This is a genomic window from Bradyrhizobium sp. 160 (genome assembly GCF_023073735.1).
GTDB lineage: Bacteria > Pseudomonadota > Alphaproteobacteria > Rhizobiales > Xanthobacteraceae > Bradyrhizobium.
Map to the genome: position 1 here is coordinate 1 of NZ_JADPKD010000001.1, position 26,206 is coordinate 26,206.

25 protein-coding genes and 3 pseudogenes are annotated in these 26,206 nt (G+C 61.3%); 22 read left to right on the forward strand and 6 right to left on the reverse strand.

Translation table 11 applies throughout. The annotated features are described in order from the left end of the window. The 5 genes from IVA98_RS00005 to IVA98_RS00020 form a co-directional block, all read right to left on the reverse strand. On the reverse strand, positions 1-513 hold a 513-nt coding region (locus IVA98_RS00005), incomplete at its 3' end, for a TCP-1/cpn60 chaperonin family protein (protein ID WP_276577926.1). Positions 514-598: 85 nt separating this feature from the next. Next, positions 599-913, reverse strand: coding sequence for a co-chaperone GroES (groES, locus tag IVA98_RS00010; RefSeq protein ID WP_247277985.1), 315 nt, complete (start codon positions 911-913; stop codon positions 599-601). Positions 914-1,634: 721 nt separating this feature from the next. Further along, a complete protein-coding gene (locus tag IVA98_RS37405; RefSeq protein WP_524536330.1) occupies positions 1,635-1,862 on the reverse strand; it encodes a transposase in 228 nt (75 codons plus the stop codon). 1,183 nt (positions 1,863-3,045) lie between these two features. Further along, the gene (locus IVA98_RS00015) at positions 3,046-3,339 is read right to left on the reverse strand and encodes a hypothetical protein (RefSeq protein ID WP_346657666.1); all 294 of its coding nucleotides are present in this window, start codon (positions 3,337-3,339) and stop codon (positions 3,046-3,048) included. Positions 3,340-3,626: 287 nt separating this feature from the next. After that, a complete protein-coding gene (locus tag IVA98_RS00020; protein WP_247354100.1) occupies positions 3,627-4,898 on the reverse strand; it encodes a type III PLP-dependent enzyme domain-containing protein in 1,272 nt (423 codons plus the stop codon). A gap of 4 nt (positions 4,899-4,902) precedes the next feature. On the opposite strand from IVA98_RS00020, the gene IVA98_RS00025 reads away from it, so the two are divergent. Next, positions 4,903-5,325: a flavin reductase family protein gene (locus IVA98_RS00025; protein WP_346657667.1), complete on the forward strand. Its 423-nt coding sequence runs from the start codon at positions 4,903-4,905 to the stop codon at positions 5,323-5,325. A gap of 365 nt (positions 5,326-5,690) precedes the next feature. Then, on the forward strand, positions 5,691-6,314 hold the full coding sequence (locus tag IVA98_RS00030) for a hypothetical protein (RefSeq protein ID WP_247277982.1): 624 nt from the start codon (positions 5,691-5,693) through the stop codon (positions 6,312-6,314). An 81-nt stretch (positions 6,315-6,395) separates the two neighbouring features. Here the strand turns inward: IVA98_RS00030 and IVA98_RS00035 are convergent, their stop codons facing one another. Next, positions 6,396-7,454 (reverse strand): pyridoxal-phosphate dependent enzyme, encoded by a 1,059-nt coding sequence (locus tag IVA98_RS00035; protein ID WP_247277981.1) that lies wholly within the window; start codon positions 7,452-7,454, stop codon positions 6,396-6,398. A gap of 2,075 nt (positions 7,455-9,529) precedes the next feature. Between IVA98_RS00035 and IVA98_RS00040 the strand changes: the two are divergent. The 20 genes and pseudogenes from IVA98_RS00040 to IVA98_RS00135 form a co-directional block, all read left to right on the forward strand. Further along, positions 9,530-9,694: pseudogene (locus IVA98_RS00040) on the forward strand (NADH-quinone oxidoreductase subunit B family protein); the annotation flags it as partial. A gap of 24 nt (positions 9,695-9,718) precedes the next feature. Continuing rightward, positions 9,719-10,221: pseudogene (locus tag IVA98_RS00045) on the forward strand (nickel-dependent hydrogenase large subunit); the annotation flags it as partial. Positions 10,222-10,538: 317 nt separating this feature from the next. Beyond that, positions 10,539-11,630 (forward strand): hydrogenase small subunit, encoded by a 1,092-nt coding sequence (locus tag IVA98_RS00050; RefSeq protein ID WP_247354101.1) that lies wholly within the window; start codon positions 10,539-10,541, stop codon positions 11,628-11,630. Positions 11,631-11,660: 30 nt separating this feature from the next. Next, complete coding sequence (locus IVA98_RS00055) at positions 11,661-13,451, forward strand: nickel-dependent hydrogenase large subunit (protein ID WP_247354102.1); 1,791 nt, start codon at positions 11,661-11,663, stop codon at positions 13,449-13,451. Positions 13,452-13,467: 16 nt separating this feature from the next. Beyond that, a complete protein-coding gene (gene cybH / locus IVA98_RS00060; protein WP_247354103.1) occupies positions 13,468-14,211 on the forward strand; it encodes a Ni/Fe-hydrogenase, b-type cytochrome subunit in 744 nt (247 codons plus the stop codon). Positions 14,212-14,229: 18 nt separating this feature from the next. Beyond that, on the forward strand, positions 14,230-14,814 hold the full coding sequence (locus IVA98_RS00065; protein ID WP_247335157.1) for a hydrogenase maturation protease HybD family protein: 585 nt from the start codon (positions 14,230-14,232) through the stop codon (positions 14,812-14,814). A 25-nt stretch (positions 14,815-14,839) separates the two neighbouring features. Further along, positions 14,840-15,136: a HypC/HybG/HupF family hydrogenase formation chaperone gene (locus tag IVA98_RS00070; protein ID WP_247300994.1), complete on the forward strand. Its 297-nt coding sequence runs from the start codon at positions 14,840-14,842 to the stop codon at positions 15,134-15,136. Between the two features lie 235 nt (positions 15,137-15,371). Continuing rightward, positions 15,372-15,814 (forward strand): annotated as a pseudogene (locus IVA98_RS00075) (hydrogenase accessory protein). Continuing rightward, the gene (locus tag IVA98_RS00080) at positions 15,811-16,668 is read left to right on the forward strand and encodes a hydrogenase expression/formation protein (RefSeq protein WP_247354104.1); all 858 of its coding nucleotides are present in this window, start codon (positions 15,811-15,813) and stop codon (positions 16,666-16,668) included. Before IVA98_RS00075 ends, IVA98_RS00080 begins: the two are co-directional and overlap by 4 nt. After that, a complete protein-coding gene (locus IVA98_RS00085; protein WP_247277974.1) occupies positions 16,665-16,865 on the forward strand; it encodes a rubredoxin in 201 nt (66 codons plus the stop codon). Before IVA98_RS00080 ends, IVA98_RS00085 begins: the two co-directional genes overlap by 4 nt. Then, positions 16,862-17,377 carry a [NiFe]-hydrogenase assembly chaperone HybE gene (gene hybE, locus IVA98_RS00090; RefSeq protein WP_247277973.1) on the forward strand — a complete coding sequence of 172 codons (516 nt, stop codon included), beginning with the start codon at positions 16,862-16,864 and terminating at the stop codon, positions 17,375-17,377. Before IVA98_RS00085 ends, hybE begins: the two co-directional genes overlap by 4 nt. Next, complete coding sequence (locus tag IVA98_RS00095) at positions 17,374-18,468, forward strand: nickel-dependent hydrogenase large subunit (protein ID WP_247354105.1); 1,095 nt, start codon at positions 17,374-17,376, stop codon at positions 18,466-18,468. The genes hybE and IVA98_RS00095 overlap by 4 nt, the downstream gene beginning before the upstream one ends. After that, positions 18,461-18,802 carry a hydrogenase maturation nickel metallochaperone HypA gene (gene hypA, locus IVA98_RS00100; RefSeq protein WP_247277971.1) on the forward strand — a complete coding sequence of 114 codons (342 nt, stop codon included), beginning with the start codon at positions 18,461-18,463 and terminating at the stop codon, positions 18,800-18,802. Before IVA98_RS00095 ends, hypA begins: the two co-directional genes overlap by 8 nt. After that, positions 18,802-19,686, forward strand: coding sequence for a hydrogenase nickel incorporation protein HypB (gene hypB / locus IVA98_RS00105; protein ID WP_247277970.1), 885 nt, complete (start codon positions 18,802-18,804; stop codon positions 19,684-19,686). Before hypA ends, hypB begins: the two co-directional genes overlap by 1 nt. Continuing rightward, positions 19,683-21,932 (forward strand): carbamoyltransferase HypF, encoded by a 2,250-nt coding sequence (gene hypF / locus IVA98_RS00110; protein ID WP_247301000.1) that lies wholly within the window; start codon positions 19,683-19,685, stop codon positions 21,930-21,932. The genes hypB and hypF overlap by 4 nt, the downstream gene beginning before the upstream one ends. Next, complete coding sequence (locus IVA98_RS00115) at positions 21,932-22,168, forward strand: HypC/HybG/HupF family hydrogenase formation chaperone (RefSeq protein WP_247301001.1); 237 nt, start codon at positions 21,932-21,934, stop codon at positions 22,166-22,168. Before hypF ends, IVA98_RS00115 begins: the two co-directional genes overlap by 1 nt. Beyond that, positions 22,165-23,307, forward strand: a complete 1,143-nt coding sequence (hypD, locus tag IVA98_RS00120; protein WP_247354106.1) for a hydrogenase formation protein HypD — start codon at positions 22,165-22,167, stop codon at positions 23,305-23,307. The genes IVA98_RS00115 and hypD overlap by 4 nt, the downstream gene beginning before the upstream one ends. Beyond that, positions 23,304-24,344 (forward strand): hydrogenase expression/formation protein HypE, encoded by a 1,041-nt coding sequence (gene hypE, locus IVA98_RS00125; protein WP_247354107.1) that lies wholly within the window; start codon positions 23,304-23,306, stop codon positions 24,342-24,344. The genes hypD and hypE overlap by 4 nt, the downstream gene beginning before the upstream one ends. Before the next feature lie 8 nt (positions 24,345-24,352). Continuing rightward, positions 24,353-24,520: a formyl transferase gene (locus IVA98_RS00130; protein WP_247354108.1), complete on the forward strand. Its 168-nt coding sequence runs from the start codon at positions 24,353-24,355 to the stop codon at positions 24,518-24,520. Between the two features lie 46 nt (positions 24,521-24,566). Continuing rightward, a complete protein-coding gene (locus tag IVA98_RS00135; protein ID WP_247354153.1) occupies positions 24,567-24,782 on the forward strand; it encodes a formyl transferase in 216 nt (71 codons plus the stop codon). The last annotated feature ends 1,424 nt before the right edge of the window (positions 24,783-26,206 follow it).

Genomic DNA, 26,206 nt, shown 5'->3' on the forward strand with positions numbered 1-26,206 from the left:
GTTGCCGACCTTCTTCATGGCGTCGGAGAGGAACTTGCCGATCTCGGCGTCGCCGTTGGCGGAAATGGTGCCGACCTGGGCGATTTCGTCGTTCGAGGTAACCTTCTTGGAGTTCTTGACGAGGTCGGCGACCACGGCTTCCACGGCCAGGTCGATACCACGTTTCAGGTCCATCGGGTTCATGCCGGCGGCAACCGACTTGGCGCCTTCACGAACGATCGCAGCGGCAAGCACCGTTGCGGTGGTGGTGCCGTCGCCGGCCGCATCGGCGGACTTGGAGGCGACTTCGCGCACCATCTGCGCACCCATGTTCTCGAACTTGTCGTCGAGCTCGATCTCCTTGGCGACGGTGACGCCGTCCTTGGTGATGCGGGGAGCGCCGAACGACTTGTCGAGCACGACGTTGCGGCCCTTGGGGCCGAGCGTGACCTTTACCGCGTTGTTGAGAATTTCGACGCCGCGCAACATGCGGTCGCGGGCGTCTACGCCGAACTTGACTTCTTTGGCTGACATGTGGGTTTTCCTGAATGTTTTACTTGGTCTCACCCTTGGCGACGCCCAGCAGGCGCTCCTCAGGATGAGCGGTGCGAGCGATGGTTTAGGCGGCCTTCTTCTTGGCGGACGCGTCCGTGAGAACGCCCAGGATGTCGCTCTCCTTCATGATCAACAGCTCTTGGCCGTCGATCTTGACCTCGGTGCCTGACCACTTGCCGAACAGGACGCGGTCGCCGACCAGGACGTCGATCGGGATCAGCTTGCCACTCTCGTCGCGGCCTCCGGGGCCGACGGCGATGACTTCACCTTGCGAAGGCTTTTCCTTGGCAGTGTCCGGAATGATGATGCCGCCAGCGGTCTTTTCTTCTGCGTCGATGCGCTTGACCACGACCCGGTCGTGAAGCGGACGGAATTCCATACAGATCTCCTAAGCATTTACACCCGTTGAAAATTTCACGATTGCTAGCAATCGCTGCCTGCGAGTGCCAATGCAGGCGCAGCTGAAATAGGACCGATTTTTTGGGGAACAAGTGTTTGTAGCAGGAAAATCGGCTGGGCCCGCGGGATCTCTGTGGGGCTGCCCCAAATCACCTCTTCGAGTTTGCCGCCGAGCGTCGTTCTTCTTCTGAGTGAGTCGTATGGCTCTGTCTCTCGACCTAATGTCATCTACAGTTCAATTCCTCTGCCCTAAATTCGAGATGGTAAAGGCCCGCCGATCTGGTGCCGGTTCAAATGAGAATCGTCGGCTGATTTCGTTCTAAGATTGCGATGCGTTTAGAACCTAACGCGGAGGTCGGGAATTGGAGGTATCGCTCCGCTTGATCGATGATCCGATACTCAGCAACTCGAGGCCAGGCAACGCTGGCTGCGAGAGCTAGCGCAGATCGTTCGACACCTCGTCCAGTATCAGATCACCTTTGCGCGCCGAAGTCGCTGCTGGGCGGATCGCCCGTGCTCCAGACAGCGTGCGCGCCGATGCCCCGGTTTGCGCGAAAGGGCATGCCGGCATCGCGATAGGTCTATATGCGCAAACAGCTCGCCAAACTGTCCGGCGGCCATGACCTGGCCAAGCCAAGGCGTTCAACTAAATCCTGAAGCGATGGGCGAGCTGTGAAGACGCCGGTGGCGGCGTATCGGAGTCAGCGTAGTTGTGATCTCGACAGGAACAAGAGCTGCACGGAATCTCCGCCCGGTCGCCCCTGGTGCACTTGTCGAAGCCTGGTGAACAGCAGGCTGTGAGCCACCCCGTACCGGCGCGCGACGCCGCAGACCGTCTCGCCAGACTGCAAGGTCCATCCGACATGACGAACCTTCTCGTCGCAACTCCATCGCCGCCGACCTTCGGCGCCGAACACATCGACTTGCATTCGCCACGTGACCTTAAAGCTAGACTTAAGATGCTGCCTTGTGCTTTGGGCGCGTCTTTAGCTTTGGAGCTTGATAGGATTCATGTTGGACATCGTACACATACTGTGCGCCTCGGATTACCTGCGACACAACCGAGTCGTCCGAAAAGTCTCACACGACAAGCTATCTAAGGCGCTTGAATCGCACCTTACGTCAAAATGTGACGTATCGAAATAGGCGGCGACAGGCTTCGGTACCCGAAGCCCGTCCGAACGAGTGACATAGAGTGCAAATGTCCCAAATCCTAGGCTCATGCAAGATGAGCCCGGTCATCAGCGACTGTCGTGAAGCTCGCTGTGGCTGGTTCTTAGAAACGCGCGTCCGACAGATGCGCTTGGCTCACCGCCGGATGGTAAGACGCCGCTCACATTTGGGCACAGGCGCGGATATGACGCGGGTTGTCCCCCGGAAGAGCGGGGCTGCGGGAAAGCCGGCTGCCCGGATCTGTCAGCGGAAAGTCAAATGGTCGCGCTACTCGAGCACGATCATAAGACTAGGGCACGTTGACTGGCGGCATGGACGCGGTCAGCCGCGGCACAAAGCCATCTTGGTGTCGGCCGCGTGCCGCCAACACTATTGTAAGCGCCACAAAAACGATCAGAAGTCCACGCATTCCAAAGAATTACCCACCAATTCCATCGCAATTATGAAACGGCTGACAGCTGATGCGCTTGCTCTAAGCTCGCCGCGAAAATGCCGCCGCGTTCAATGCAGGCTGTTAGGCTTGCAAAGTCGAAAAGATAGGCCCACTCAGTCGCCAAAATCAATATTCCTTGTATTTCCGAGTAAGTCTGCGAACCGGGTGGTCACGCTTGAAAAATGCACCGCGTGCGTATGATGTCCTTGTGGCGGTAAGACGTGGTCCGCTACGATGCCGATCTCGCGATGCCAGCCCATGCACCGGTAAATTCCGGCATAGGGAGCCGTGGCTCCTCGCTCATGATTCTGGTCAAATGGCTCGCTGTTAGACTCGCGCAGATAACGCCCGTTCTTATAGACCGCGATTCGTCATCTCTCGATCGGCTAGCTTAACTTTGCCTAGACTAAAGGCAAAACGGGTGTGAGGTACCCATACACCCAGCGCAAAATGTCGCGATGGGCCCAGGAGCGGTCGTCTCAACTCACCCGCATAGCGAGCTAGCCTCACTCGCGGGAGCGTTCTGGCGGTTGAGGATTGTTGGGAGGATTGCTGTCGAACTTAGATATTTGACTGATGATCCCGCTACGGGCGACCGGCTGCAAGTCCGCTTCTAGCGCGTCAGCAATCTCCCTTTCATAGATCTCTTGATCATCCACGTAGAGCGTAAAGGATTTCAGATATTTTTCCTTCTTCTTCGGATCTTCGATCGTTGCCTTCGTCCACCGATAGAGCGGATAACTTTGACGCCGTTTTCCTCTGCCGCGGCGACATACTCCGCAAAGGCGTCGAACTGACATTTCGGTGCCGCACCATGCGCCGTGAGTATATCGAATAGAGGCCTCAGTGCCGGATCGCGAAAATTTCGACGTATTGATTCCGCTACCGCAGTATCGCGGACATCAAACCTAACTTGATATTGCCACTGCGAGGTCACGAGGCCCTACCGTTCGCCATGCACTGGCTCATTCTATGCCAGTTCGCTCTGGTTACAAAACGAGACATCGCCAACTTCTGCCACCACAAAGCCCACCGGACTTTATGTGGCGAACTTTAGAATTCACCTGATTAGTATGTTCATGAGCAACTACGCGGCGGGCAACATGGTAAGTTCATCCTGCCCTACAGCCACGATCTTATCGACCGAGAACCCGTTGAATCTCGCCATTTGCGTATAGGCGCCCACATTCTGGAATTCAATCCAATCGCCTTCGTGCAAATCGCGTGGCAGTGAATACGAGAATCCAAGCCTGTCCGTGCCGTCGCAAGTTGGGCCGAAGATGATGAAGTCCTGCCACTCCTCAGTCTGGATCGGCCGTCCCCCACGCCAAGCACGGGCGGGCAGCAGAAAATATTGCCGGGCAGGTGAGAGCCCGCTGAAGATGCCCGCGCCGCAGTAGAGCGCCCCGTCTTTTCTTAAGATCACCCGGCAAAACAAAGAGATGCTATCATGAACCAGTGCTCGTCCGGGCTCACACAAGAGTTCAACACGCTTCAGTGCATCCGTTTCGCGCACAAGTTTCGTGATGTCGGAGAGCATGCTCAAGGGAGAGTTATAGGGGACGTTCAGATAATGGCCGGGAAAGCCGCCACCAATATCGAGCGCTGTGGGAGCCGGAGAAACAGCTTCTATAATGTCGACGGCCGCCCGAATGCCATGCAGATACGGATCGACAACGATCGTTTGGGAACCTGGGTGAAAGGCCAAGCCCGTGGTCCAGCGCGATTGCGCGTTGACGAGACCCAGCAGACGGCTCGCTTCGGCGGGCGAGACACCAAACTTGCCGTTTAAGTCTAAGATGGCGCACGTCCCGCTACACTTGAACCGGACGTAGATTCGTATTTCCGGATCATGCGACGGCAGCACCTCAAGGAGCTTCCGCAGCTCGGCTTCGCAATCGATCACATAGTCGCGAACCCCCAGATCTCGGAACGTCCGTTCGATATCGCGACGAGATTTCACGGGATTCATGAACCATGAACAGGCCCGGGGAACAGTCGAATGGACAAGGCGAGCTTCGGCCAGCGACGCCACGTCGAATCCGGCCACTCCGGCGCGAGAGACCGCGTGAAGAATTTTGGGCAACGGATTCGCCTTCACCGCATACAGCACGCGTCCTGAGAAATGCTCGGTGAATTCGCGCGTGACGGATGCAAGACGCCCCTCATCGAACGTATAGAAGGCATCAACTTCCGCACTTTCCAATGATCTTACCAAGCTCATATTGCACCATTCCTCGCGCGCCAGAAGGGGAGTGGCCAGCGCCGTTGTTGCCGGCTGCGAGAGCAACGACCATGCCAGCGCTCCCCACGCGTTGAACCGCCTGATTACGCTTTGAAACAGCTCGCCATGCGCCACGGTGATGTCGTCTTTCGTACACGGCTGTGAAAAGCCAGACAAAGATCGAGGGGCCGCGCTGGGTCCCCGCAAACTTCAACGGGTTACCTCGCTCAGCGTCGATCCTCCGCAGCTTCTCGTCAACATCAACAGGCAAGCCTCCTCGTTTTCTCTAATTGCGCGCCACAGGACCTTTGGAGCGAATATCCTTGGCGCGGATCAACGCGACATTGCCGAACGCTTCAGTAATGGCCGATTCAAAGGCAAAGAGCGTTTCGACGGTTTCTCCTGGACGAGAGGTGTCAGTGGCGTGCCCTTGCTTGGCGAGGCATTGGCTGCACTCGAATGCGAAGTCGACGAGATCATCGAGCGGTATTCGCACGGGATCGTCGTCGGACGCCTCGTCGACGTCGGACTGTCCCAGCGGCTGTCTGGCCTCGCATATTGAAACTCCGAGTATGTCGAGATCGGCTCTCGCCCGATTTCAACCTGATCGCTGCCGCAGGCTCTCCTGTTTGCTCCATGGTGGACCAGCAGGATTTAGATGGTGAAGCGCGCTAAAGCCATCCATTCAGGCGCAGAGTTGATCTGAGAAGCTGAGCCCGCCTTCTGCGAGCGTGCTTGTTTATCTTTCGATAGAGCGCCCGCAGATTGCGGCCTGTGCGGAGGAGCCCGCGCCACCGCGAGTGTACTTAGAGCTATGGCCGCGATCGTATCGTGCGTTTTTTCATTGCCTGTGCAGCGTTAATGCGCCGAGTGCCTGTTGGCGCGGTTAAACATCGATTTGTTGAACGAGATGGACGCTGAAGCGGCATGATCTTTCCCGATATCTTTGTGCGCATGCCAATTACTTTCACATGGACGCTCTTGACCGTCATCTATTATCTCGGCAACGAGAGCTATTATAGATCGAGAGAAAGAATGATGAATGTGATTGATCAAGCGAACGGTTCGGAGTTGCCGCCCGTCTTGCAGAAGTCATCAAGACGCCTTCCGTGGGTTTTTGGATTTATCGCCGTCTTCATCGGGCTATGCGTTGGGGGTGCATTTTACTGGCCCCATATCGACCGAATGATCGAGGCGTTAACGGCACGTGAAGTCGTCCCAATGCCGGCGTTGTCACCTGAAGACAAGGCAGCGCTTTCGGAGATCCGGTCGGGGCAACAGGAGGTGAGCGAGGAGATTTCAGCGCTTAACCGCAACATCGATGCGCAGCAAGCCGATTTGAAACGGATGTTAGATCAAATCGCAGCCCTGACCTCAAGAATTGAGTCTCTGCAGAACATTGCTGCGCCTCTTCCTGCAGATATTCGTCCGCCGGCAGCCCAGGCCGCATCAAAGCCGACTACAAGAGCCACTCGCCCGCCTAAACCAGAAGGGCCGGTTTCCGTCGGGGGCGCGCCGCTGGTTCCGGAGCCGGAGACGGACCGCCGATGATCTAATCATGAAGCCTCGAGCCTGCCAGACATGGCCTCACTGAGAGGATGCAAGTCGAACTAGGAGCGAAGATCGCGGTGCTCACGTTCGGTCCTCCCAGGCGCATTCGGTGAGGAGGACGAGAATGCGGCTCGACCGGTCGAGTCCGAGATCGCTTGTATGGCTCGGGTCTGCGAGCGCAGCCATAGCACCCGCCAGGCCCGCTGCACCGGACGGCGTGGTGGCGAGGCCATCATGGGCGGAGAGTACGCGAACAGCATCCACCAATTCCGCCTCGGGCACGGTGATGGCCCGAGCGCCGTGACGCCTGAGCACCGCAACGGCGGGCGCACTCGCCTGGCCGCAGGAGAGCATCTCCGCGGATGTTCGGAGATCGCCCATCACCCGAATCGGGTGACCGGCCGCGAGCGCGGGCGCAAGACACGCGGCGGTTTCCGGCTCGACCGTCACGATGCATCCCGGAGGTGCCAGCCAGCCCGAGAGGCCCTCGGCGATGGCAGCGGCGAGTCCGCCGACACCAGCTTGTATAAAGACGTGTGTCGGACGCCCATGGCCGGCGAAGTCTACTTGATCGCGGATTTCCGCCGCCGTAACGCCGTATCCCGCCATGACGTCGCAAACGATGGGATCGTTCGGATCGTCGGTCGTGTCGGCGACAAGAATGCCGGCGCCCTGGCAGGCCGCGGCTGCGGCCGCATCAACTGCATTGTCGTAGGTGCCCGGCACCCAGACGATCTCGGCACCCTGATTCTCGATGCGGCGCGCGCGCGCGTTCGGCACGCCCTCGTGCAGGAACACGCGGGCGGGCGCCCCGGCAAAGCGCGCGGCGGCAGCTACCGCGAGCCCGTGATTACCGTCACTGGCGCAGACCAGGGTCGGCTGCCCCTTAGGTCGGGCCGCGAGAAGGTCGGCCAACTGCATGCGCGAGGCCCGGGCGAGCGCGCGCAACCCGGCATAGGTGCCACCAAGCGACTTGAAGCTGCCGAGCATGCGGCGGCCCTCGTCTTTCGCTAGCACCTGCGCCACTCCGAGCCGCTCCGCAAGCGTCGGAAGGTTCAGGAGTGGCGTCGGCGCGTATGCGGGATCGAGGCGGCCAAGCTCGGCTGCGATCGCATTGACTGGTGAAGAGGTGCTGTTCATGCGTTGATCTTGCCCGCTACAGGTGACGGCTGCTGCTGGAGCGTTGCACAGCAACTCTTTCCGCCGATCATAACCAGCTGTACCTGCGAGCACCATCCTCGAGGACTTCGATCGCGCGCTTCTCCCAGGGGCCTTTTCGCGCTCGCGTCCGCCTACGCAAGTTTAAATTGCGGTTGGAGCGATCCCAGCGAAGCTCGACTAAAGGATTGCGGCGATGGCCCTCGCGGGTCCATCTCTGCGACGGAGCCCATCTACACCGACGCGAGCGCCATTGTGTGGGATGCTGCGGATCTTCGCGGATATCACGTCGCAAAACCAGCCGACGTTTCGAGCGAACAGTACTTAGGCTCTTGGGTAGTATTCGCCTGCGTGATCAAGGCGACCGTTTCCGTCACCAAAGTCTGGCCCTCCCTGCATGTGCACTCCGGTATTCGGCAAATGTGTGTTGTGTTCGATTCCGCGGTCGTGTTTCAATGCACGCTCATGTGTCGCGAAAACGACATTCCCGAAGCGAGGCAGTGGCGCTTTACAGATCGAAGGAAGTTCTGTCATATTTTATATGCGTTAAGTTTGGCCTCGGCGTGGGTGGCCGCTACTGGGTCACGCGGACGCTATGACATAGTGAACGAGTCTCCCATCACGTCAGCGAAAAGCGTATCGCCAACCGCGCTACTGTGACGCCAGAAAGCCCGGCCTTCCAGTTCAAATTAATCAATTCGCGCCTCGCGGGCTCCCCCGTGCGACTACCACCTTTCACATCCGTAACAGCCATGGCAGGATTTCTGCACTGTCAGCACGGCGAGACGAGTTAGGATCGTTGGATTGCTCTCGCCCCGCGCGGCCAGAGTTAGAACCTTCTCGGCGAGGCAAGCCTTCAATGAAGACGTCCGCTTTGCTTCAGGCACCATCCGGACAGCATCCTCCAGAGCACCTTTCAGCACAGCATGCAGCTTGGTTTGAGGGGGTGGATATGACATGGCGCAAAATCCTGAAAACTTAGAATCAAACGATGAGGGCCCAGCATGTCCCAGCCTCCTGATGGTCCATCAAGACGGTAACGATGTTTAGTTTTGAGGTGGCGGTCAGTGGCTCAGCTGTGCCCAAAACGAATACAATGACTAGGACCCGTTGAATGTGACAGTGGAGCTTCACCGACAGCTAAATTTTTGTTCTGGTCATTGCTGCGATCTCGACACTAACGCGACCGGAAAGTCGTGCGGCTTCGGCATTGCCGAAGGCATTCTGACGTGGTGACGTCCAGATCAAGCTGAAATGACGCTTGTGCTACGCGGCTTCGTCTTCGAGCCGGACGTGCAGTTGGTGTGTCCCGCGATTGAAGAGGAGTTCGGATCAGCCGAGGCCCGAACGGTCTCTACAGGCAAGCATTGATGGGGCAAGCCACGTCTCTGCATACTATACTCTGGGCTAAGCCGCGGCGATATGTGCCGGCGAGGGGGCGTTGAGGGTGCGCTAGACACTGCCCCGCGGCGACATAGTGCGTCGGTTCGCGAGGACGTTGCCGATAAAGCGGCTGCCGCAGATCACAAGATCTAGGCATTGACCCCGCTGAGGCCCAGGGCCGCGTTCCAACTTCTTAAGAGCATAAGGTGTCGCCCCTTTGGCCTAGTTATTCGTTAGCGCCCGCTCGAAAGCGGATCACCGCCTCTCGTATGTTGAGTATAGCCGCTGCGCTCTGTTCGCTCACTGAGGCGTCAGGACAGGGCTTGCGGACGGCAGCACGGGCGTGGAGTGCGAACCGGAGTCGCGCCGGCCCTCGCCCTGCTTGAAATTCATCCAAGTGGGCGATGAGCCATTCCAACGTTTGTCCACGTGTCTGTTCGGAGGCGCCTTCGCTTTGCGCAGTTGGAATTCAGGCGTGCTCGCCAGCGAAGCGAAAATTGCACATATCGGGCCGAAAAGCCAGCTCGGGCACGTGGCTCCGTTGAAGAAGATCTGTCGCGTCAAAAAGCAAGTCGAAGATTGATTGTCTTTCCAACATCGCGCGTAGGCACCAGATGTACCGAGGGAGGTCGCGCCGGAGCAAGTCGCTTCGCGTTTCACTGTGGAGAGAGACATCCGCAAAGCTTGCCGGCATTCCGGTCGGACTTCCGACCGACATGCCCAAGACCTCGTTCGTGGCGCTCGCGGCCCTGTCGAAGTCGGCGACGGCGCGGCGGGTGCGGCTGAATGCGACCGCTGTCGTGCTGCCCGGCCGCCCGACGGCCAAGCGCACGCCATGACGCGCTTCACGATGGTCCGCTCAACGCGTCGAGGGCGATCTCGAAGTTGGCCTCGATGTCGAGAGTGGGCGGGTCATGCGCGCGGAGGTGACGGCGCCGCTGTGTCGCGGCTTCGAGCAGATCCTGGAGGCGCGTCCGCCCATCGAAGCGCGGGCGCTGGCGCCGCGGATCTGCGGCATCTGCTCGGTCTCGCAGTCGGTCGCCGCGGCTGTCGCTCTTCGCGATGCGATGGCGGCCGAGGTCGCGCCGAACGGGATTCTCGCCACCAATCTCGCGCATGAGGCGGAGAAGGCCGGCGATCATCTCACGCACTTCTACATCTTCTTCATGCCGGACTTCGCTCGCGAGGCCTGTGCCGCGCACTCGTGGCATGAGGAGACACGGGACCGTTTCGCAGCGACGCGCGGCCTGCGGCACGTGATGTCTTGCCGGCGCGGGCGCGGCTGCTCGAACCTATGGGTATCTTCGCCGGGAAATGGCCGCATAGTCTGGCCTTCCAGCCGGCCGATGTCGGCGGCCCGCTGGAGCAGGCGCTGATCGGCACTGATGTCGGCGGCGCCGGCGCACGCTCGGTCGCCATCCAGCACGTCGTGCGCTCGTTCGATCCCTGGATGGCGTACACCGCGCATTGAGTGGTCTCTCGCGCGGGGACGGAAACTTCGTTGTCGCCTGAAATCGAATTGTTTCCGTTTTCTCGGTCGGGGCATGCGCGCGCACCGCAATTCGAGCAATTCAAATCTGCAACAATTTGCTATCACTCTACTTTCCTTACGCTCCCGGTGCTTGGCCTGCTTCTTGCTGTCCTTGGCGTCATAGACAAGTCAAAGCCGAGGCGGGACGATTCATGGGCGCGGCGACGGAAACGTTTTACAGCGTGATCAGGCGACAAGGTATCACGCGTCGGAGCTTTCACAAATTTTGCAGCCTGACTGCGACGAGTCTCGGCCTCGGGCCCCTGGGGGCGAGCCGCATCGCGAACGCGCTCGAGACCAAGCCGCGCGTGCCGGTGATCTGGATGCACGGCCTCGAATGCACCTGCTGTTCCGAGAGCTTCATTCGTTCCGCGCACCCGCTGGTGAAGGATGCCGTGCTCTCGATGATCTCGCTCGACTATGACGGCACCATCATGGCGGCCGCAGGCCACCAGGCGGAGGCGATCCTCGAAGAGACCCGCGCCAAGCACAAAGGGCAATACATTCTCGCGGTGGAAGGCAATCCGCCGCTGAACGAAGGCGGCATGTTCTGCATCCACGGCGGCAAGCCGTTCGTCGAGAAGCTGAAGATGGTGGCGGAGGATGCGATGGCGATCATCGCCTGGGGCGCTTGCGCCTCGTGGGGCTGCGTGCAGGCGGCCAAGCCCAATCCGACGCAGGCGACGCCCATCGACAAGGTCATCGCCAACAAGCGGATCATCAAGGTGCCGGGATGCCCCCCGATCGCTGAAGTGATGACCGGCGTCATCACCTTCATCACCACTTTCGGCAAATTGCCCGAGCTCGATCGTCAGGGCCGGCCGAAGATGTTTTACTCGCAGCGTATCCACGACAAGTGCTACCGGCGGTCGCATTTCGACGCCGGCCAGTTCGTCGAGGAGTGGGACGACGAGGCGGCGCGCAAGGGCTATTGTCTCTACAAGATGGGCTGCAAGGGCCCGACCACCTACAACGCCTGCTCGACCGTGCGCTGGAATGGCGGCGTCTCCTTCCCGATCCAGTCGGGCCATGGCTGCATCGGCTGCTCGGAAGACGGATTCTGGGACAAGGGTTCGTTCTACGACCGTCTCACCAACATCAAGCAGTTCGGCATCGAGAAGAACGCCGACCAGATCGGCATGGTGGCGGCCGGAGCCGTCGGTGCGGCAGTCGCCGCGCATGCAGCGGTGACCGCGGTGAAGCGGCTCGCCGGCAAGCGCGAAGACGCGCACCACACCAGCTAAGCGCCAAAGAGATCCAACAGTAACAAAATCATGGGTATCCAGACTCCCAAAGGCTTCAATCGCGACAATTCCGGCAAGCGCATCGTCGTCGATCCGGTGACCCGTATCGAAGGTCACATGCGCGTCGAGGTCAATGTCGACGCCGATAACGTCATCCGAAACGCAGTCTCCAGCGGCACGATGTGGCGTGGGATCGAGGTGATCCTGAAGGATCGCGATCCCCGCGACGCCTGGGCGTTCACGGAACGGATATGCGGCGTCTGCACCGGCACGCACGCGCTGACGTCGGTGCGCGCGGTCGAGAACGCGCTCGGGATCACCATTCCGGAGAACGCCAATTCGATCCGCAATCTGATGCAGCTTGCCTTGCAGGTGCACGACCACGTCGTTCACTTCTATCACCTGCACGCGCTGGATTGGGTCGATTTGGTCTGCGCGCTTTCGGCCGACCCGCGGGCAACCTCGACGCTCGCGCAGTCGATCTCGAGCTGGCCGTTGTCGTCGCCAGGTTACTTCAAGGACCTGCAAACCCGTCTCAAGAAGTTCTTCGAGTCGGGGCAGTTGGGGCCCTTCAAGAACGGCTATTGGGGCAGCAAGGCCTACAAGCTGCCGCCTGAGGCCAATCTGATGACGGTCGCGCACTATCTGGAGGCGCTCGATTTCCAGAAGGAGATCGTCAAGATCCAAACCATCTTCGGCGGCAAGAATCCGCATCCGAACTGGCTCGTGGGCGGCGTGCCCTCTCCGATCAACGTCGACGGCACGGGCGCGGTCGGTGCCATCAACATCGAGCGCCTGAACCTGATCTCGTCGATCATCGATCGCCTGATCGAGTTCAACGAGCAGGTCTACCTGCCCGACGTGGCGGCGATCGGTTCGTTCTACAAGGACTGGCTCTACGGCGGCGGTCTTTCCGGCAAGAGCGTACTCTCTTATGGCGACGTGCCGGAACACGCCAACGACTACTCCTCCAAGAGCCTGAAGCTGCCGCGGGGCGCCATCATAAACGGCAATCTCTCGGAGGTGCTTCCCGTCGATCATGCCAACCCCGATGAGATCCAGGAGTTCGTGGTTCACTCCTGGTACAAATATCCCGACGAAACCAAGGGACTGCATCCCTGGGACGGCGTAACCGAGCCGAACTACGTGCTGGGGCCCAATGCGAAAGGCACCAAGACCGCGATCGAGCAGCTCGATGAGGGCGGAAAATATTCATGGATCAAGGCGCCGCGCTGGCGGGGTCACGCCATGGAGGTCGGCCCGCTGGCGCGTTGGGTGGTGGGCTATGCGCAGAACAAGGCCGAGTTCAAGGATCCTGTCGACAAGTTCCTGAAGGATATGGACCTTCCGCTATCGGCGCTGTTCTCGACGCTCGGTCGGACGGCGGCGCGCGCGCTGGAGTCGGTCTGGGCCGGACGACAAATGCGTTACTTCCAGGACAAGCTCGTCGCCAACATCACGGCCGGCGACAGCTCGACCGCGAACGTCGACAAGTGGAAGCCGGAGAGCTGGCCGAAGGAGGCCAAGGGTTTTGGCTTCACCGAGGCGCCGCGCGGCGCACTCGCGCACTGGATCAAGATCAAGGAAACCAAGATCGACAATTACCAGTGCGTGGTGCCGACCACCTGGAACGGCTCACCGCGCGATCCGCAAGGGAACATCGGTGCATTCGAGGCCTCGCTGATGAACACCCCGATGGTCAATCCCGAGCAGCCTTTGGAGATCCTGCGCACGATCCATTCCTTCGATCCGTGCCTGGCCTGCTCCACGCATGTCATAAGTCCGGACGGCCAGGAAATGGCCAGCGTCAAGGTCAGGTGAAGCAGGGGGAAACGCCATGATGGATGTAGCTGCACGTCCGGCGGAAGCCGAGCCGGACCTCTCCGCGATAGCGGCCGATGCGGCCGGCGAACATGGGGTCTGCCGTCCCGCCGTCTATGTCTACGAAGCGCCGGTGCGGATCTGCCATTGGGTGAACGCGTTCTCGATCATCGTGCTGATGGTGACCGGTTATCTGATCGGAACGCCATTGCCGTCGGTCGAGGGGGAGGCCTCGGCGAACTTCGTGATGGGCTATATCCGCTTTGCCCATTTCGCGGCGGGGCAGGTGCTGGCGGTGTTCTTCCTTGCCCGCATTCTGTGGGCCTTCGTCGGAAATCACTATTCCCGGCAGATTTTCTATCTGCCGGTGCATCGCAAGCACTTCTGGAAGGAAGTGCTGCATGAAATCCGCTGGTATGCGTTCCTGGACCGCGAGCCGAAGATGTATGTCGGCCACAACCCGCTGGCGCGGACCGCGATGTTCACGGGCTTCACGCTGTTCGTGGCGTTCATGATCGTTACCGGCTTTGCGCTCTATTCGGAAGGTGCGGGTATCGACAGTTGGCAGCACAAGCTGTTCGGCTGGGTGTTCGCGATTTGGCCGAACAGCCAGGACGTTCACACCTGGCATCATCTCGGCATGTGGGCGCTGGTCGTGTTCGTGATGGTGCACATCTACGCCGCGGTCCGTGAGGACATCATGTCGCGCCAGAGCATCGTCTCCTCGATGATCTCCGGCGAGCGGCAATTCCGCGACTGAGAAACTGGAATGATACCGATGCCGACATCTTCGCAAGCAAACCGCATCCTGGTGCTCGGCATCGGCAACATACTGTGGGCCGACGAAGGCTTTGGCGTGCGCGCGGTGGAGAAATTCCACCGCCGCTACGCCGTGCCCGACAACGTCACCATTCTCGACGGCGGCACGCAAGGGCTCTACCTCGTGAACTACCTGGAGGATGCGGATCGTTTGATCGTGTTCGACGCGATCGACTATGGGCTCGAGCCCGGGCAGTTGAAGCTCGTTCGCGACGACGAGGTGCCGCGTTTCACCGGCGCCAAGAAGATGAGCTTGCACCAGACCGGCTTCCAGGAGGTCATCAGCGCGGCCGACCTGCTTGGCCGTTGTCCGCGACATCTCGTATTGATCGGCTGCCAGCCGCTCGACCTCGAGGATTGGGGTGGCCCGCTGACACAGCCGGTGCGCGATCAGATCGCGCCGGCGCTCGAGCTTGGTTGCGAGATCCTGGCCGAATGGGGCGTCGAGGTGATGCCGCGCACCGCGCCGTTGGCAGAATCGGAGCGGCTGCTCGCCAACGACATCGATCATCAGCATTACGAGATGAGGGGGCGGCCGGCCTGACCGGCTGCACCATCGGAGATCCGCCATGTGCCTCGGCTTGCCGATGACGATCGTTGAGACTGACGGGATATCGGCGCTATGCGAGTTCCGAGGCGAGCAGCGGCGCGTTTCGATGCTGCTGCTCTCGGACCCGCCGGCCGGTGCCAGGGTGCTGGTCTTTATCGACACCGCGGTTCGGCTTCTGCATGAGGCCGAGGCGCGCCTGATCGGCGCCGCGATCGACGGTCTGTGCGCGGCGATCAATGGCGAGGATTGCGATCGCTTCTTCGCCGACCTCATTGACCGCGAGCCGCAACTGCCCGAGCATCTCCGGCTTGATTAGGGCGGCAGCCCGCTCCGCGAGAGCCCGCGTCCTCGCTGGAAGATAAATTTCTATCTGCTAGGTTCATTCATCCGATATGGAAATTAGCTTTCCGTCCTGGGATTGATGCATCTTCTGTCGTGGAAATATATGATTCAAATCAACTAGATAAATTAGGAAGGTGATAACCGTCCTTGGCACGTACCTTGCTGATCCCTATTCCCAGCAGAATCATAAGCTTGTCAGGGGAGGTCTGATGAAATTGCAGCAGGGAAGGCAGGAACTGGCGCGGCGTGGCTTGCCGGAGGTGGATGCTGCGACGGTCGATCGTTTTCTGAATACGACCGACGAGGCCCGCGCCATCGCCGTGTTGCTGTCGGCAGGAGACCCCGCGCGTTTTCCGGAGGCGACCGACGTCGCGGTCGTGCTGCCGGAGCTGATCGAGGCATTCAAGGGGCGGTTGCGTGCCGCGGTGATCGCCTGCGGTGCCGAGAGCGAACTCGGCCAGCGTTTTGGCGTACGCGTGCAGCCGACGCTGATCTTCGTCGCCAAGGGCGAGACACTCGGGCTGATCGCGAAGATCCAGGACTGGTCGATCTATGTCGACCGCATCACCAAGCTGATCGACCGTCCGCGCGGCACGAGCGCGTTGTCATGACAACCGTCGTTCCCCAACACCGCCAAGGTGTCGAACTATGAAAGCGGGCTTCTGGACTGCGCCCGAGGGGGCGGAGCAGCCGATCAACGTGTTTCCGATCGGCGATGAGAACCTGAACGCGACGAGCGGCAGCCTGACCGCCCCCGGAGCCTTGGCCAAGCTTGCCACGCTCGACAGCGCGGAACTCGCCAGGATCTGCCCGAACGCCGTCGAGCTGTTGTCGAAGGTGGCCGCAGCGATCGCGAGCCAGAAGGCCGACATGCCGACGCAACTGTTCCGGCTTGCCAATCTCAACGATCTCGAGCGCAAGCTGATTGTCGACGTGATGGGCGAGGGCGAAGTGGCCGCCGTCGTTGCGCTGCCCGATGGATCATTGGCGCAGATCCAGGAATCTGTGCTGGCCGGGATCTGGCGCGTGCGGCTCGACGCCAATCACGAATATCTCGAGGTCGGGCCGATCCCGGAGATCGTGAAGCGCGCCGCTGCCGATCTCACGGCTGCGGATTTTGAGATCGGGCAGGCCACCGAAGGTGCCATGAACGTGCTGCCGGTGCTTGCGGAAATCCGCGAGCGGGCGCTCGCATGGCGGCCTGGCATCCGCTCGCAGATCATCAATTTCACGCTGCTGCCGATGAGCCCGGTCGACATGAGTTTTCTCCAGGACACGATCAAGAACGGGCCGATCCAACTGGTTTCTCGCGGCTATGGTAGCTGCCGGGTGCTCTCCACGGGCATCCGCAATGTCTGGTCGGTGCAGTTCTTCAACGCCATGGACGCCATCATCCTCGATACGCTGGAGGTCGGCGGCGTGCCGACGGTGGCGATTGCGGCTGACGAGGACTTCGAGGACTCGGCTGAGCGGCTTCAGGAGATCATCGAGACCTATTTCAAATGAGCGGGTTCGAGAAGCGCCAGGACGTCGCCGATGTCACGCGGCTGGAATGCGGCATCTGCTGGACGATCTATGACCCCACTGATGGCGACGGGGTGGCACAGATCGAACCCCGCACTCCGTTCGCGGCGTTGCCGGAAGACTGGCGCTGCCCGAACTGCGACTCTCCAAAATCCAAGTTCATGGCGATCGAGTCATGACGGCTGATGCGCAAATTCCTGCCAGCGCCGCCGACGCCGACGCGTGGGGCGAGCTCTTGGCAGGAAGCTATCGGGAGATCGGCGAGCGCGCGATGCGCGATCTGCCGATCTACAACGACGCGCTCGGCGTCGAAGCGGTCGGTTTCCGCTGGTTCAACGGCACGACCACCGGCATCATGGTCACGCCCTGGTTCATGAACGTGGTGATGCCGGCGAGCGCGATCGCGCGGGATACGTCGGGCCCGAGCCTGCGAATCCGCTTCCCTGCGGGCGATATCGAATTCACTCTCAGCGAGGTCGGACAAATGGGCCTGATCGCGAGCTGCTCGCTGTTCTCGCCGATGTTCCAGTTCGCGGACATGGTCGCCGCGCGGGCGACGGCCGAAGCGACCCTCGCCGAGCTGATGCTGCCGGCCGACAGCGAGGAGGCGGTCCGTCGTCGCGAGCCCGCAACAAGCCCGATCGATCGGCGTAACTTCCTGCGCGGTGTTCTGACGGAGCGGTGCGGATGAGTCTGGCCTTCCGCAACGAGATCGACATCACGGTGTGGCTCGCCGGCGGCACGATTGCCGACGTCGCGATCCGGCCGCGCAGCCGGCCGCCGTTGACGCGCTTGTTCGCGGGAAAGCCGGCCTCGTCACTGCCGTCGGTGCTGTCGCGTCTGTTCTCCCTGTGCTCAATGGCGCATCAGGTAGCTTTCCTGTCCGCGGTCGAGGCGGCGCGGGGCGAGCATGCCAGTCTCGAGATCGAGCACGGTCGCGTCGTCGCTGTCGTCGCCGAACGCCTGACCGAATTGTTGCGCGGCCTGTTCGTTGGCCGTCTCACGCTTGACGGCGCCGGCGCCGCAGCCGTTCGTGCCATGATGGAGGCCACGGCCGTTCTGGGTGGCAGCATCGCCGAGCGCGGGGAGGCGGTCTCGCGCCGTGAGGCGGTGGCGAAGATCAGGGCATCGCTCGCCGCACTCGGGATCGCGAGCGAGGAGCAAACCCCCGGGGCCGGCAGCGCGCTGGCGGTACATCTTGCGAATTTCGATGGGCATGCCTTGCTGCCGCCGGTGGTCGAAGAGTCATTCCTGTCGGCAGCCGACGATCTCGAAATCGTCATGCGGCTGCTTGCCGATGGCGCGATATTTTCCGATGCGCCTGATCTCCATGGCCGGATTCCGGAGACCGGCGTCTGGGCACGGCGGGTTGGGCGTGAGCCGATCCTGCCGCCGGGCGCGGGGCCCGCCGAGCGTCTGAAGGCGCGGATCGCGGAAGTGGCGCGGCTCTGCGCCTTCCTAGAGGCGGACGATGGGACGGTCGAGGACGCCGTCCTCCAGAGCTACCGGCTGGGGACCGGCAGAGGCGCGGGTGCCGTCGAATGCGCGCGGGGCCGGCTGTATCATGCCGTCGAGCTCGACGATGAAGACCGCATCGTCCGCTTCGAATTCTTGGCCCCGACGGAGTGGAATTTCCATGCCCGCGGGCCGTTGGTTCGCAGCCTCCAGGGATCCGTTCTCGCCGGGGGCCGGCAGGGGCTGCATGCGGTCCGCACGCTCGTCAGCTCGTTCGATCCGTGCGTCGGCTTCAGCCTCAGCTTCCGCGAGATCGGCCATGCATGAGATAGCGCTGTGCGAAGGAATCATCGAGATTATCCAGGAGGAGTCGCGCAAGCGCGCCTTCGCTAGGGTGAACGTCGTGTGCCTGGAGATCGGTGCGCTCAGCCATGTTGCGCCTGAGGCGATGAAGTTCTGCTTCGAGGCCGTCGCCGCGCCCACCATTGCGCAAGGGGCAAGGCTCGAGATCGTCGAGACGCCGGGGGCGGCCTGGTGCATGGCCTGCTCCAAAGGCGTCGAGATCAAGCAGCGCTATGAGCCATGTCCGTCCTGCGGCAGCTATCAATTGCAGGCGACCGGCGGCGAAGAGATGCGCGTGAGGGAGCTGGAGGTCGATTGATGTGCACGGTATGCGGTTGCAGTGATGCCAAAGCGTCCATCGAACACACCCATGATCATTCCCATGAGCACGATCATTCGCATCATCATGGGCACAGCCACGACCATCACCATCATCATGATCACGCGCCCGGTGATAGCGGGCTGGTCGATTGCAGCGCCAATCCGGCAGGCCAGCAGATCGCCGGCATGAGCAGCGACCGCATCATCCAGGTCGATCGCGACATTCTCTGCAAGAACAATCGGCTTGCCGCCGACAACCGCGCGCGCTTCCGAACCGACGACGTGCTCGTCTTCAACCTGGTCTCGAGCCCCGGCGCCGGAAAAACCTCGCTTCTGGTTCGTGCCGTGTCCGAGCTGAAGGACAGCTTTCCGATTGGCGTGATCGAAGGCGATCAACAGACCTCCAACGATGCCGAACGGATCCGCTCGACCGGCGTGCCGGCGATCCAAATCAATACCGGCAAGGGCTGCCATCTCGATGCCGCCATGGTCGGCGAAGCCTATAACCGCTTGCCCTGGCTTAACGGCGGCATCCTCTTCATCGAGAACGTCGGTAATCTCGTCTGTCCCGCGGCGTTCGATCTCGGCGAGGCCTGCAAGATCGTGGTGTTCTCGACCACGGAAGGCGAGGACAAGCCGCTGAAATATCCGGACATGTTCGCAGCCTCCTCTCTGATGCTGATCAACAAGATCGATCTTGCGCCCGTACTCGACTTCGATCTTGCAAGGACGATCGAATATGCGCGCCGGGTCAGTCCGAAGATTGAGGTTTCGACGGTGTCGGCGCGCTCCGGTGAGGGTTTTGCGGCATTCTATGCCTGGATTCGCAAGCGGATTGCACAGATGAAGCCGACCGAGATGGCCGTGTCGGGATCAGCATGAGCGGCGAGGCCATGGCGCGAGACCGAACACGGCTGCGCCTGCAGGTGCGCGGCGCAGTGCAGGGCGTGGGCTTTCGTCCCTACATCTACGGCCTCGCCGCGCGCTATCGGCTCGGCGGCTTCGTTGCCAATGATCCCGGTGGCGTGGTGATCGAGGTCGAGGGCGACCGCGCCGCCGATTTTGTCGATGCGCTGCCGCTGGAAAAACCGCCACTGGCTCGGATAGACGAGATTTCCGTGCAACCGGTCGGCATCACCGAAAGCGACGAGTTCCACATCCGCGTCAGTGAGCAGGGCAAGGTCTCGACCCGGATCGCCGCCGATGCCGCGACCTGTCCGCAGTGTCTGAGCGAGCTGTTTGATCCGGCGAGCCGCTTCCATCTCTATCCTTTCGTCAATTGCACCCATTGCGGCCCGCGCTACACCATCGCCGAGCGGCTGCCCTATGACCGCCGTACCACCGCGATGAGACGCTTCGCGATGTGCACGGCCTGCGCAGCAGACTATGCCGATCCGGCGAGCCGTCGCTTCCACGCCGAAGCAATTGCCTGCCCGCGCTGTGGGCCAAGGATCAGTCATGATACCAAGCAGATCGCCACTGCGATCGCTGATGGAAGGATCGTCGCGATCAAGGGGCTCGGCGGATATCAATTGCTGTGCAATGCCCGTGAAGATGCGGCTGTGTGGCGTCTGCGGCGCCGGAAGCATCGCAATCAGAAGCCGTTCGCCGTGATGGTCGGTTCGACGGATGTGGTCGGCGAGATCGCTGAAATCGATGGGGTCGGGCTCGCGCTGCTGGAATCCTCGCCGCGGCCCATCGTGCTGATGAGATCCCGCGATATGCTCCCGCCCGCGATTGCGCCGGAGCTGTCGCGGATCGGCGTCATGCTGCCCGTCGCGCCGCTGCATCATCTTGTGCTGAAGGCGCTCAATTCGGCGCATCCGCGAGCGGACGGCGCAAGTTGGGCGATCGTGGCAACCAGCGCCAATCCTGGCGGCGAGCCGCTGGTGGTCGTCAATGACGAGGCCAAACGGCGGCTTGCCGGCATCGCCGACCTGATCGTCACGCATGACCGCGACATCGTCACCCGCGCGGACGACTCTGTCGTGTCGGTGGTCGCGGGCCGAGCGCAGTTCATCCGCCGCGCCCGCGGCTATATTCCCGAGCCGATTAGACTCGCGAAGTCCGTCCCGTCGGTGCTTGCGGTCGGCGGCGCGCTGAAGTCGACGGTCACCGTCATCCGCGGCAACGAAGCCTTCGTCTCCCAGCACATCGGCGATCTCGACACCGCGGAAGGCATTCGCTTTTTCGAGGAGACGGTGGATCACCTGCTCTCGACACTGGACATCGAGCCGGTCGTCATCGCCCATGACCTGCATCCGAACATGGCCTCGACCCGTTTCGCCGAAGCCAGCGGGAGGCGGCTGATCGCGGTCCAGCATCACCATGCCCATGCGGCATCCGTGATGGCGGAACATGGCGTCGCAGGGCCAGCGTTGGCGCTGGTGCTCGACGGCTTCGGCTATGGCAGCGACGGTGGCAATTGGGGCGGCGAGTTGCTCTCGTGCGATGGTGCACGCTTCCGGCGGCTCGGACATCTGGCGCCGATGAAGATGCCCGGTGGCGATCGCGCGACGCGCGAGCCGTGGCGCATGGCCGCGAGCGTGCTGCACGCCTTGCGGCGCGGCGACGCGATTGCGAAGCGCTTTGCGATGCAGCCGCAGGCTGCGCGTCTCTGCGCTATGCTCGACCAGCCCGGCGTGGCGACGACGACCAGCGCCGGCCGGCTGTTTGACGCGGCGGCGGCGCTGCTTGGTCTCTGTCCGGTGCAGAGTTACGAGGGCGAAGCCGCAATGAAGCTGGAAGCGCGTGTCCGCACACCGCGCCTCGCGGAGGACGGCTGGACGATCGAGAATGGCGTGCTGTCTCTTTTCCCCTTGCTCGAGCGCCTTGCGGTCGATCCGGTCGATGGGGCCGACCTCTTCCATGGCACCTTCGCCGCCGCCTGCATCGACTGGATCGCGCGCGCGGCACTGGAGACCAGCGTAACGACCGTCATCCTGAGCGGTGGCTGCTTCCTCAACGCGATCCTCGCAAGCGAGATCGGGCGCGGCTGCGTCGCCGCCGGGCTCTCGCCGTTGCTGCCTCGCCAGGTGCCGTCCAATGACGGCGGCCTTAGCCTCGGGCAGGCCTGGGTCGCCGCGCTCCAACTCCTCGAACAGCAAGGCCCGGAAGGAAACGCCTGATGTGTCTCGCGATACCTGCTGAGGTCACAAAGCTCCTGCCCGACGACATGGCCGTCGTCTCGATCGATGGCGTCAGCAAGGAGATCTCGGTGGCGCTGATCGAAAACCTCGCCGTCGGCGACTACGTGATCATCCATGTGGGCTACGCCCTGACCAAGATCGATCCGGAGGAGGCGCAGCGGACGCTGGGGCTGTTGCGTGAAATCGGCGCCGAAAGCCGGGAGGCCGCGCAATGAAATATGCCGACGAGTTTCGCGACAAGGAGATCGCGCTGGGATTGGCGAAGGCGATTCGCTCGGAGGCCGATCCGGAAAAATCCTATCGTTTCATGGAATTTTGCGGCGGCCACACGCATGCAATCTCCCGCTACGGGCTGGAGGACATGCTGCCGAAGAACGTGCGGATGATCCACGGCCCCGGCTGCCCTGTCTGCGTCTTGCCAGCGGGACGCATCGACATGGCGATCCGGCTCGCCGAGCGGCCGGACGTGATCCTTTGCGTCTACGGCGACCTGATGCGGGTGCCGGGCTCGCAGGGTGGCTCGCTGCTGAAGGCGAAGGCGCGCGGCGGCGACGTCCGTATGGTTTATTCCACGATTGATGCAATCCGTGTTGCGGAAGAAATTCCCGGCCGCGCGGTCGTGTTCTTCGCCATCGGCTTCGAGACCACGACGCCGCCGACCGCCGTGATGATCCGGCTCGCTGAGAAGAAGCAGCTCAAGAACTTCAGCGTGTTCTGCAATCATGTGCTGACGCCGCCGGCGATGCAGAACATCCTGGAAAGCCCCGATATCCGCAATATCGGCCGCGTCGAGATCGACGGCTTCGTCGGGCCGGGCCATGTCTCGACCATCATCGGCACCGAGCCTTACGAGTTCTTTGCCGAAGAATTCGGCAAGCCGGTGGTGATCGCGGGCTTCGAGCCGCTCGACATGATGCAGGCGATCCTGATGCTGGTGCGGCAGGTCAACGAGCACCGGCATGAGGTGGAGAACCAGTATAGCCGCGCAGTGACCCGTGACGGCAATCTGCGCGCCAAGGAGGAGGTCTCCGACATCTTCGAGCTGCGCGATCAGTTCGAGTGGCGCGGTCTCGGCCTAGTGTCTTATAGCGGGCTCAAGCTGAAGCGGGCGTACGCCAAATACGACGCCGAGGTCCGCTTCGACATGAACGAGCTTCGCGTTGCCGACAATCCGGCCTGTGAATGCGGCGCCATCCTGCGCGGCGTGAAGAAGCCGGTTGACTGCCAGCTGTTCGGCACGGTGTGCACGCCGGAGACGCCGATGGGGTCCTGCATGGTCTCGTCCGAGGGTGCATGTGCGGCACACTGGACTTACGGCCGCTTCCGCGATCATCAGCAACGGCGGGCGTCATGAAAGCCGATCAGCGCAAGCTCGACATAAGGAACGGCTGCGTCGACCTGTCCCACGGATCCGGTGGCCGCGCGATGTCGCAACTGATCTCGGGCCTGTTCCACGAGGCCTTCGGCAATGAATGGCTGGCGTGCGGCAACGACCAGTCTGCGTTCGATGTCGGCGCCGGGCGCATGGTGATGACGACCGACGGCTATGTGGTCTCGCCGCTGTTCTTTCCGGGCGGCAATATCGGCTCGCTCGCCGTGCATGGCACGGTCAACGACATCGCCATGGCCGGCGCGCGGCCCCTCTATCTCTCAGCGAGCTTTATCATCGAGGAAGGTTTTCGTTTCTCCGACCTGAAGATGATTGCGGATTCCATGGGCGAGGCTGCGCGAGCCGCGGGCGTCTACATCATCACCGGTGACACGAAGGTCGTCGAGCGCGGCAAGGCCGACGGCCTGTTCATCTCGACAGCCGGGGTCGGTGTCGTGCCTGCCGGGCTCGACCTCTCTGCTGGGAATGCCCGCGTCGGCGATCGTGTCCTGATCTCTGGAACGCTCGGGGACCATGGCGTCGCCATCATGTCCAAACGCCAGAACCTCGCTTTTGAGACCGAGATCGTCTCTGATTCCGCGTCGTTGCATGATTTCGTGGCGAGCATGCTGGCGGCCGGCGGCAAGGGCATCCGTTTGATGCGCGATCCCACCCGCGGTGGGCTCGCCGCGACGCTGAACGAGATCGCCCAGCAGTCCGGCCTCGGCTTCCGACTTCAGGAGGCGGCGATCCCGGTGAAGCCAGGTGTTGCTGCGGCCTGCGAACTGCTCGGGCTCGATCCGCTCTACGTCGCCAACGAAGGCAAGCTCGCAGCGATCGTGGCGCCCGAGGTTGCAGCAGCCGTGCTTGCGGCGATGCGGGTGCATCCGTTCGGCCGTGATGCCGCCGAGATCGGCGAGGCCGTGGCAGACGACCACCATTTCGTGCAGATGGCGACGAGCTTTGGCGGCGGAAGGATCGTCGACTGGCTGTCGGGCGAACAATTACCTCGGATCTGTTGAGGCTCAGGATGCGCATTCTGCTTTTGTCGCATTCCTTGAACAACCTGACGCAGCGGCTGCATGTCGAACTCTGCGAGCGTAACCATGAGATCTCGGTCGAGCTCGATATCCATCCCGACGTGACCCGCGAAGTGTTGCGCTGTATCCGCCCCACCTCGTTGTCGCGCCGTTCTTGAAAAGGCCGATCCCGGACGATGTCTGGCTGGCGTGCGTTGCCTCATCGTGCACCCCGGCCCGCCAGGTGACCGCGGTCCTGCGGCTCTCGACCGGGCCATTCTCGAGGGCGTCGCGGAGTGGGGTGTCACGGTGCTGCAGGCGGATGGCGAGTTCGACGCCGGTCCGATCTGGGTCTTGTCGGCTCGAGCGATTGCGCTGGCTTTCTTCCCTAACCACGGACACGCTGCAGACCGCGTTCAAAGCGTCATTCCGCTGCGATGATTTCAAACAATAATCGCCGTTGGCAATCTCGCCCATCTTGCCTCTGTCTCATCGAATGCAGGCGGGGGCTCCCAAGGCGGGATTCGATCTGCTCCGCATGCTTTTCTGACGAAGGCAGGCGCTTCGGCTTCGCCAAAGCAGCCTTCAAAATCTAAAATCTACATCTCACCGACCTCATAGCCAGGGGATATCGGATCTCGCCAGTTAAAAAAGACTGGCGCACCCTGCGCCAGGCGATGCAGCTATACGCGCCCTACTGGCTCGATCTGTTGATTTGCGCCGAGAATGCGGGTCAGAGCGCAGGATTTCACAGTTAAGACCCTGTTTGTTGCATCAATTAAGATTCAGGTATCGTTAGGTTCAGCAGTCACGGCGAAGCACTCAAATTGAATGTTCCGGTCGCCAAGGAGGGCGCACTCAGACTCTTGCGCCAATCGTGCGCCGAGAGGCTTGGCATTGTCGTCCCGTAGGTCAGTGCTGCGGTGAAGAAGATGCAGGAGGCACCCACGTAACGCCGACAGGAGGCGAGAATGCACGATAGCTCTTATCGTTCCCAGCACGGTTCAGTAAAGTTCTGCGCAATGTGCGGTCGAAGGTTTGGGCTCGTACGCTACTACAGCTGGCGAACGGCACTTTGCTCCAAGAAATGCGTGGACCGGTTCAGGGAGCGGCGGGAAGCCGACCATAAATGGCTTCGTCGGTTGCGGACGGCTTGAGACTGGCGAGATCAGTCCACAAATCGATGATATGCAGTCGGCCGTAGGTTCCCTCGCAATCCAGAAGATCGGCGGGATCATAAGCCGGGTCTCGGAAATCTCATGGCGATCCCGTCTGCAGTTGAGAGCAGGGGGTAGCCAGCCACGCAAAGGCATCTCCCGAAACGTGCAGCAGGAGCGTAAGGCGGCAATGGGATGCATTGCCGACGTCAAACGCGGCGCAACGGACGCCTGTTCGGCTTTAATCCAGCTGCTTGTCTTGGCACAGAGGCGGTCCAACGACAGCGGCGACTGAAGACCCGAGTCGAGAAGTTCCTGATGATGGTTCGCGTACCCTAAAGCTGCCTAGTAGGCGCTTCCACCGTCCTGAAGGAAGATCAACGGGCAGCACAATCCGAAATGAAGGAATCAAATGGATACAGCTGAGACTTCGTCCGAAGTTGCGGGCGCAAACATCATCACTGTTCCGTTCGAGGAGAGAAACCAGATCTCAGAGACCAGGAGACATTGTCAAACATTGCGACGGAGCATCGAGAGTTTGCGCGAATGTCTCAGGACCATTGAGAGCATGACTGGGAGCGTTGATGACCGGCGCGTGCGCGAGAACCTTCAATGCCAAATAAACTCGTTGAATGAACTGCTGCTGCTGAGGCTTAGTCAATTATCGACGATTGATCACGCGTTGCAGCAAACGCTTCGCTCTATCGG

Excerpts from the sequence above, each read along its gene's own strand:
- groES (WP_247277985.1), bottom strand. The coding sequence starts at position 913 with ATGGAATTCCGTCCGCTTCACGACCGGGTCGTGGTCAAGCGCATCGAC.
- IVA98_RS37405 (WP_524536330.1), bottom strand. The coding sequence starts at position 1,862 with ATGCAAGTCGATGTGTTCGGCGCCGAAGGTCGGCGGCGATGGAGTTGC.
- IVA98_RS00015 (WP_346657666.1), bottom strand. The coding sequence starts at position 3,339 with ATGTCAGTTCGACGCCTTTGCGGAGTATGTCGCCGCGGCAGAGGAAAA.
- IVA98_RS00025 (WP_346657667.1), top strand. The coding sequence starts at position 4,903 with ATGTCGTCTTTCGTACACGGCTGTGAAAAGCCAGACAAAGATCGAGGG.
- IVA98_RS00030 (WP_247277982.1), top strand. The coding sequence starts at position 5,691 with ATGATCTTTCCCGATATCTTTGTGCGCATGCCAATTACTTTCACATGG.
- IVA98_RS00035 (WP_247277981.1), bottom strand. The coding sequence starts at position 7,454 with ATGAACAGCACCTCTTCACCAGTCAATGCGATCGCAGCCGAGCTTGGC.
- IVA98_RS00050 (WP_247354101.1), top strand. The coding sequence starts at position 10,539 with ATGGGCGCGGCGACGGAAACGTTTTACAGCGTGATCAGGCGACAAGGT.
- IVA98_RS00055 (WP_247354102.1), top strand. The coding sequence starts at position 11,661 with ATGGGTATCCAGACTCCCAAAGGCTTCAATCGCGACAATTCCGGCAAG.
- cybH (WP_247354103.1), top strand. The coding sequence starts at position 13,468 with ATGATGGATGTAGCTGCACGTCCGGCGGAAGCCGAGCCGGACCTCTCC.
- IVA98_RS00065 (WP_247335157.1), top strand. The coding sequence starts at position 14,230 with ATGCCGACATCTTCGCAAGCAAACCGCATCCTGGTGCTCGGCATCGGC.
- IVA98_RS00070 (WP_247300994.1), top strand. The coding sequence starts at position 14,840 with ATGTGCCTCGGCTTGCCGATGACGATCGTTGAGACTGACGGGATATCG.
- IVA98_RS00080 (WP_247354104.1), top strand. The coding sequence starts at position 15,811 with ATGAAAGCGGGCTTCTGGACTGCGCCCGAGGGGGCGGAGCAGCCGATC.
- IVA98_RS00085 (WP_247277974.1), top strand. The coding sequence starts at position 16,665 with ATGAGCGGGTTCGAGAAGCGCCAGGACGTCGCCGATGTCACGCGGCTG.
- hybE (WP_247277973.1), top strand. The coding sequence starts at position 16,862 with ATGACGGCTGATGCGCAAATTCCTGCCAGCGCCGCCGACGCCGACGCG.
- IVA98_RS00095 (WP_247354105.1), top strand. The coding sequence starts at position 17,374 with ATGAGTCTGGCCTTCCGCAACGAGATCGACATCACGGTGTGGCTCGCC.
- hypA (WP_247277971.1), top strand. The coding sequence starts at position 18,461 with ATGCATGAGATAGCGCTGTGCGAAGGAATCATCGAGATTATCCAGGAG.
- hypB (WP_247277970.1), top strand. The coding sequence starts at position 18,802 with ATGTGCACGGTATGCGGTTGCAGTGATGCCAAAGCGTCCATCGAACAC.
- hypF (WP_247301000.1), top strand. The coding sequence starts at position 19,683 with ATGAGCGGCGAGGCCATGGCGCGAGACCGAACACGGCTGCGCCTGCAG.
- IVA98_RS00115 (WP_247301001.1), top strand. The coding sequence starts at position 21,932 with ATGTGTCTCGCGATACCTGCTGAGGTCACAAAGCTCCTGCCCGACGAC.
- hypD (WP_247354106.1), top strand. The coding sequence starts at position 22,165 with ATGAAATATGCCGACGAGTTTCGCGACAAGGAGATCGCGCTGGGATTG.
- hypE (WP_247354107.1), top strand. The coding sequence starts at position 23,304 with ATGAAAGCCGATCAGCGCAAGCTCGACATAAGGAACGGCTGCGTCGAC.
- IVA98_RS00130 (WP_247354108.1), top strand. The coding sequence starts at position 24,353 with ATGCGCATTCTGCTTTTGTCGCATTCCTTGAACAACCTGACGCAGCGG.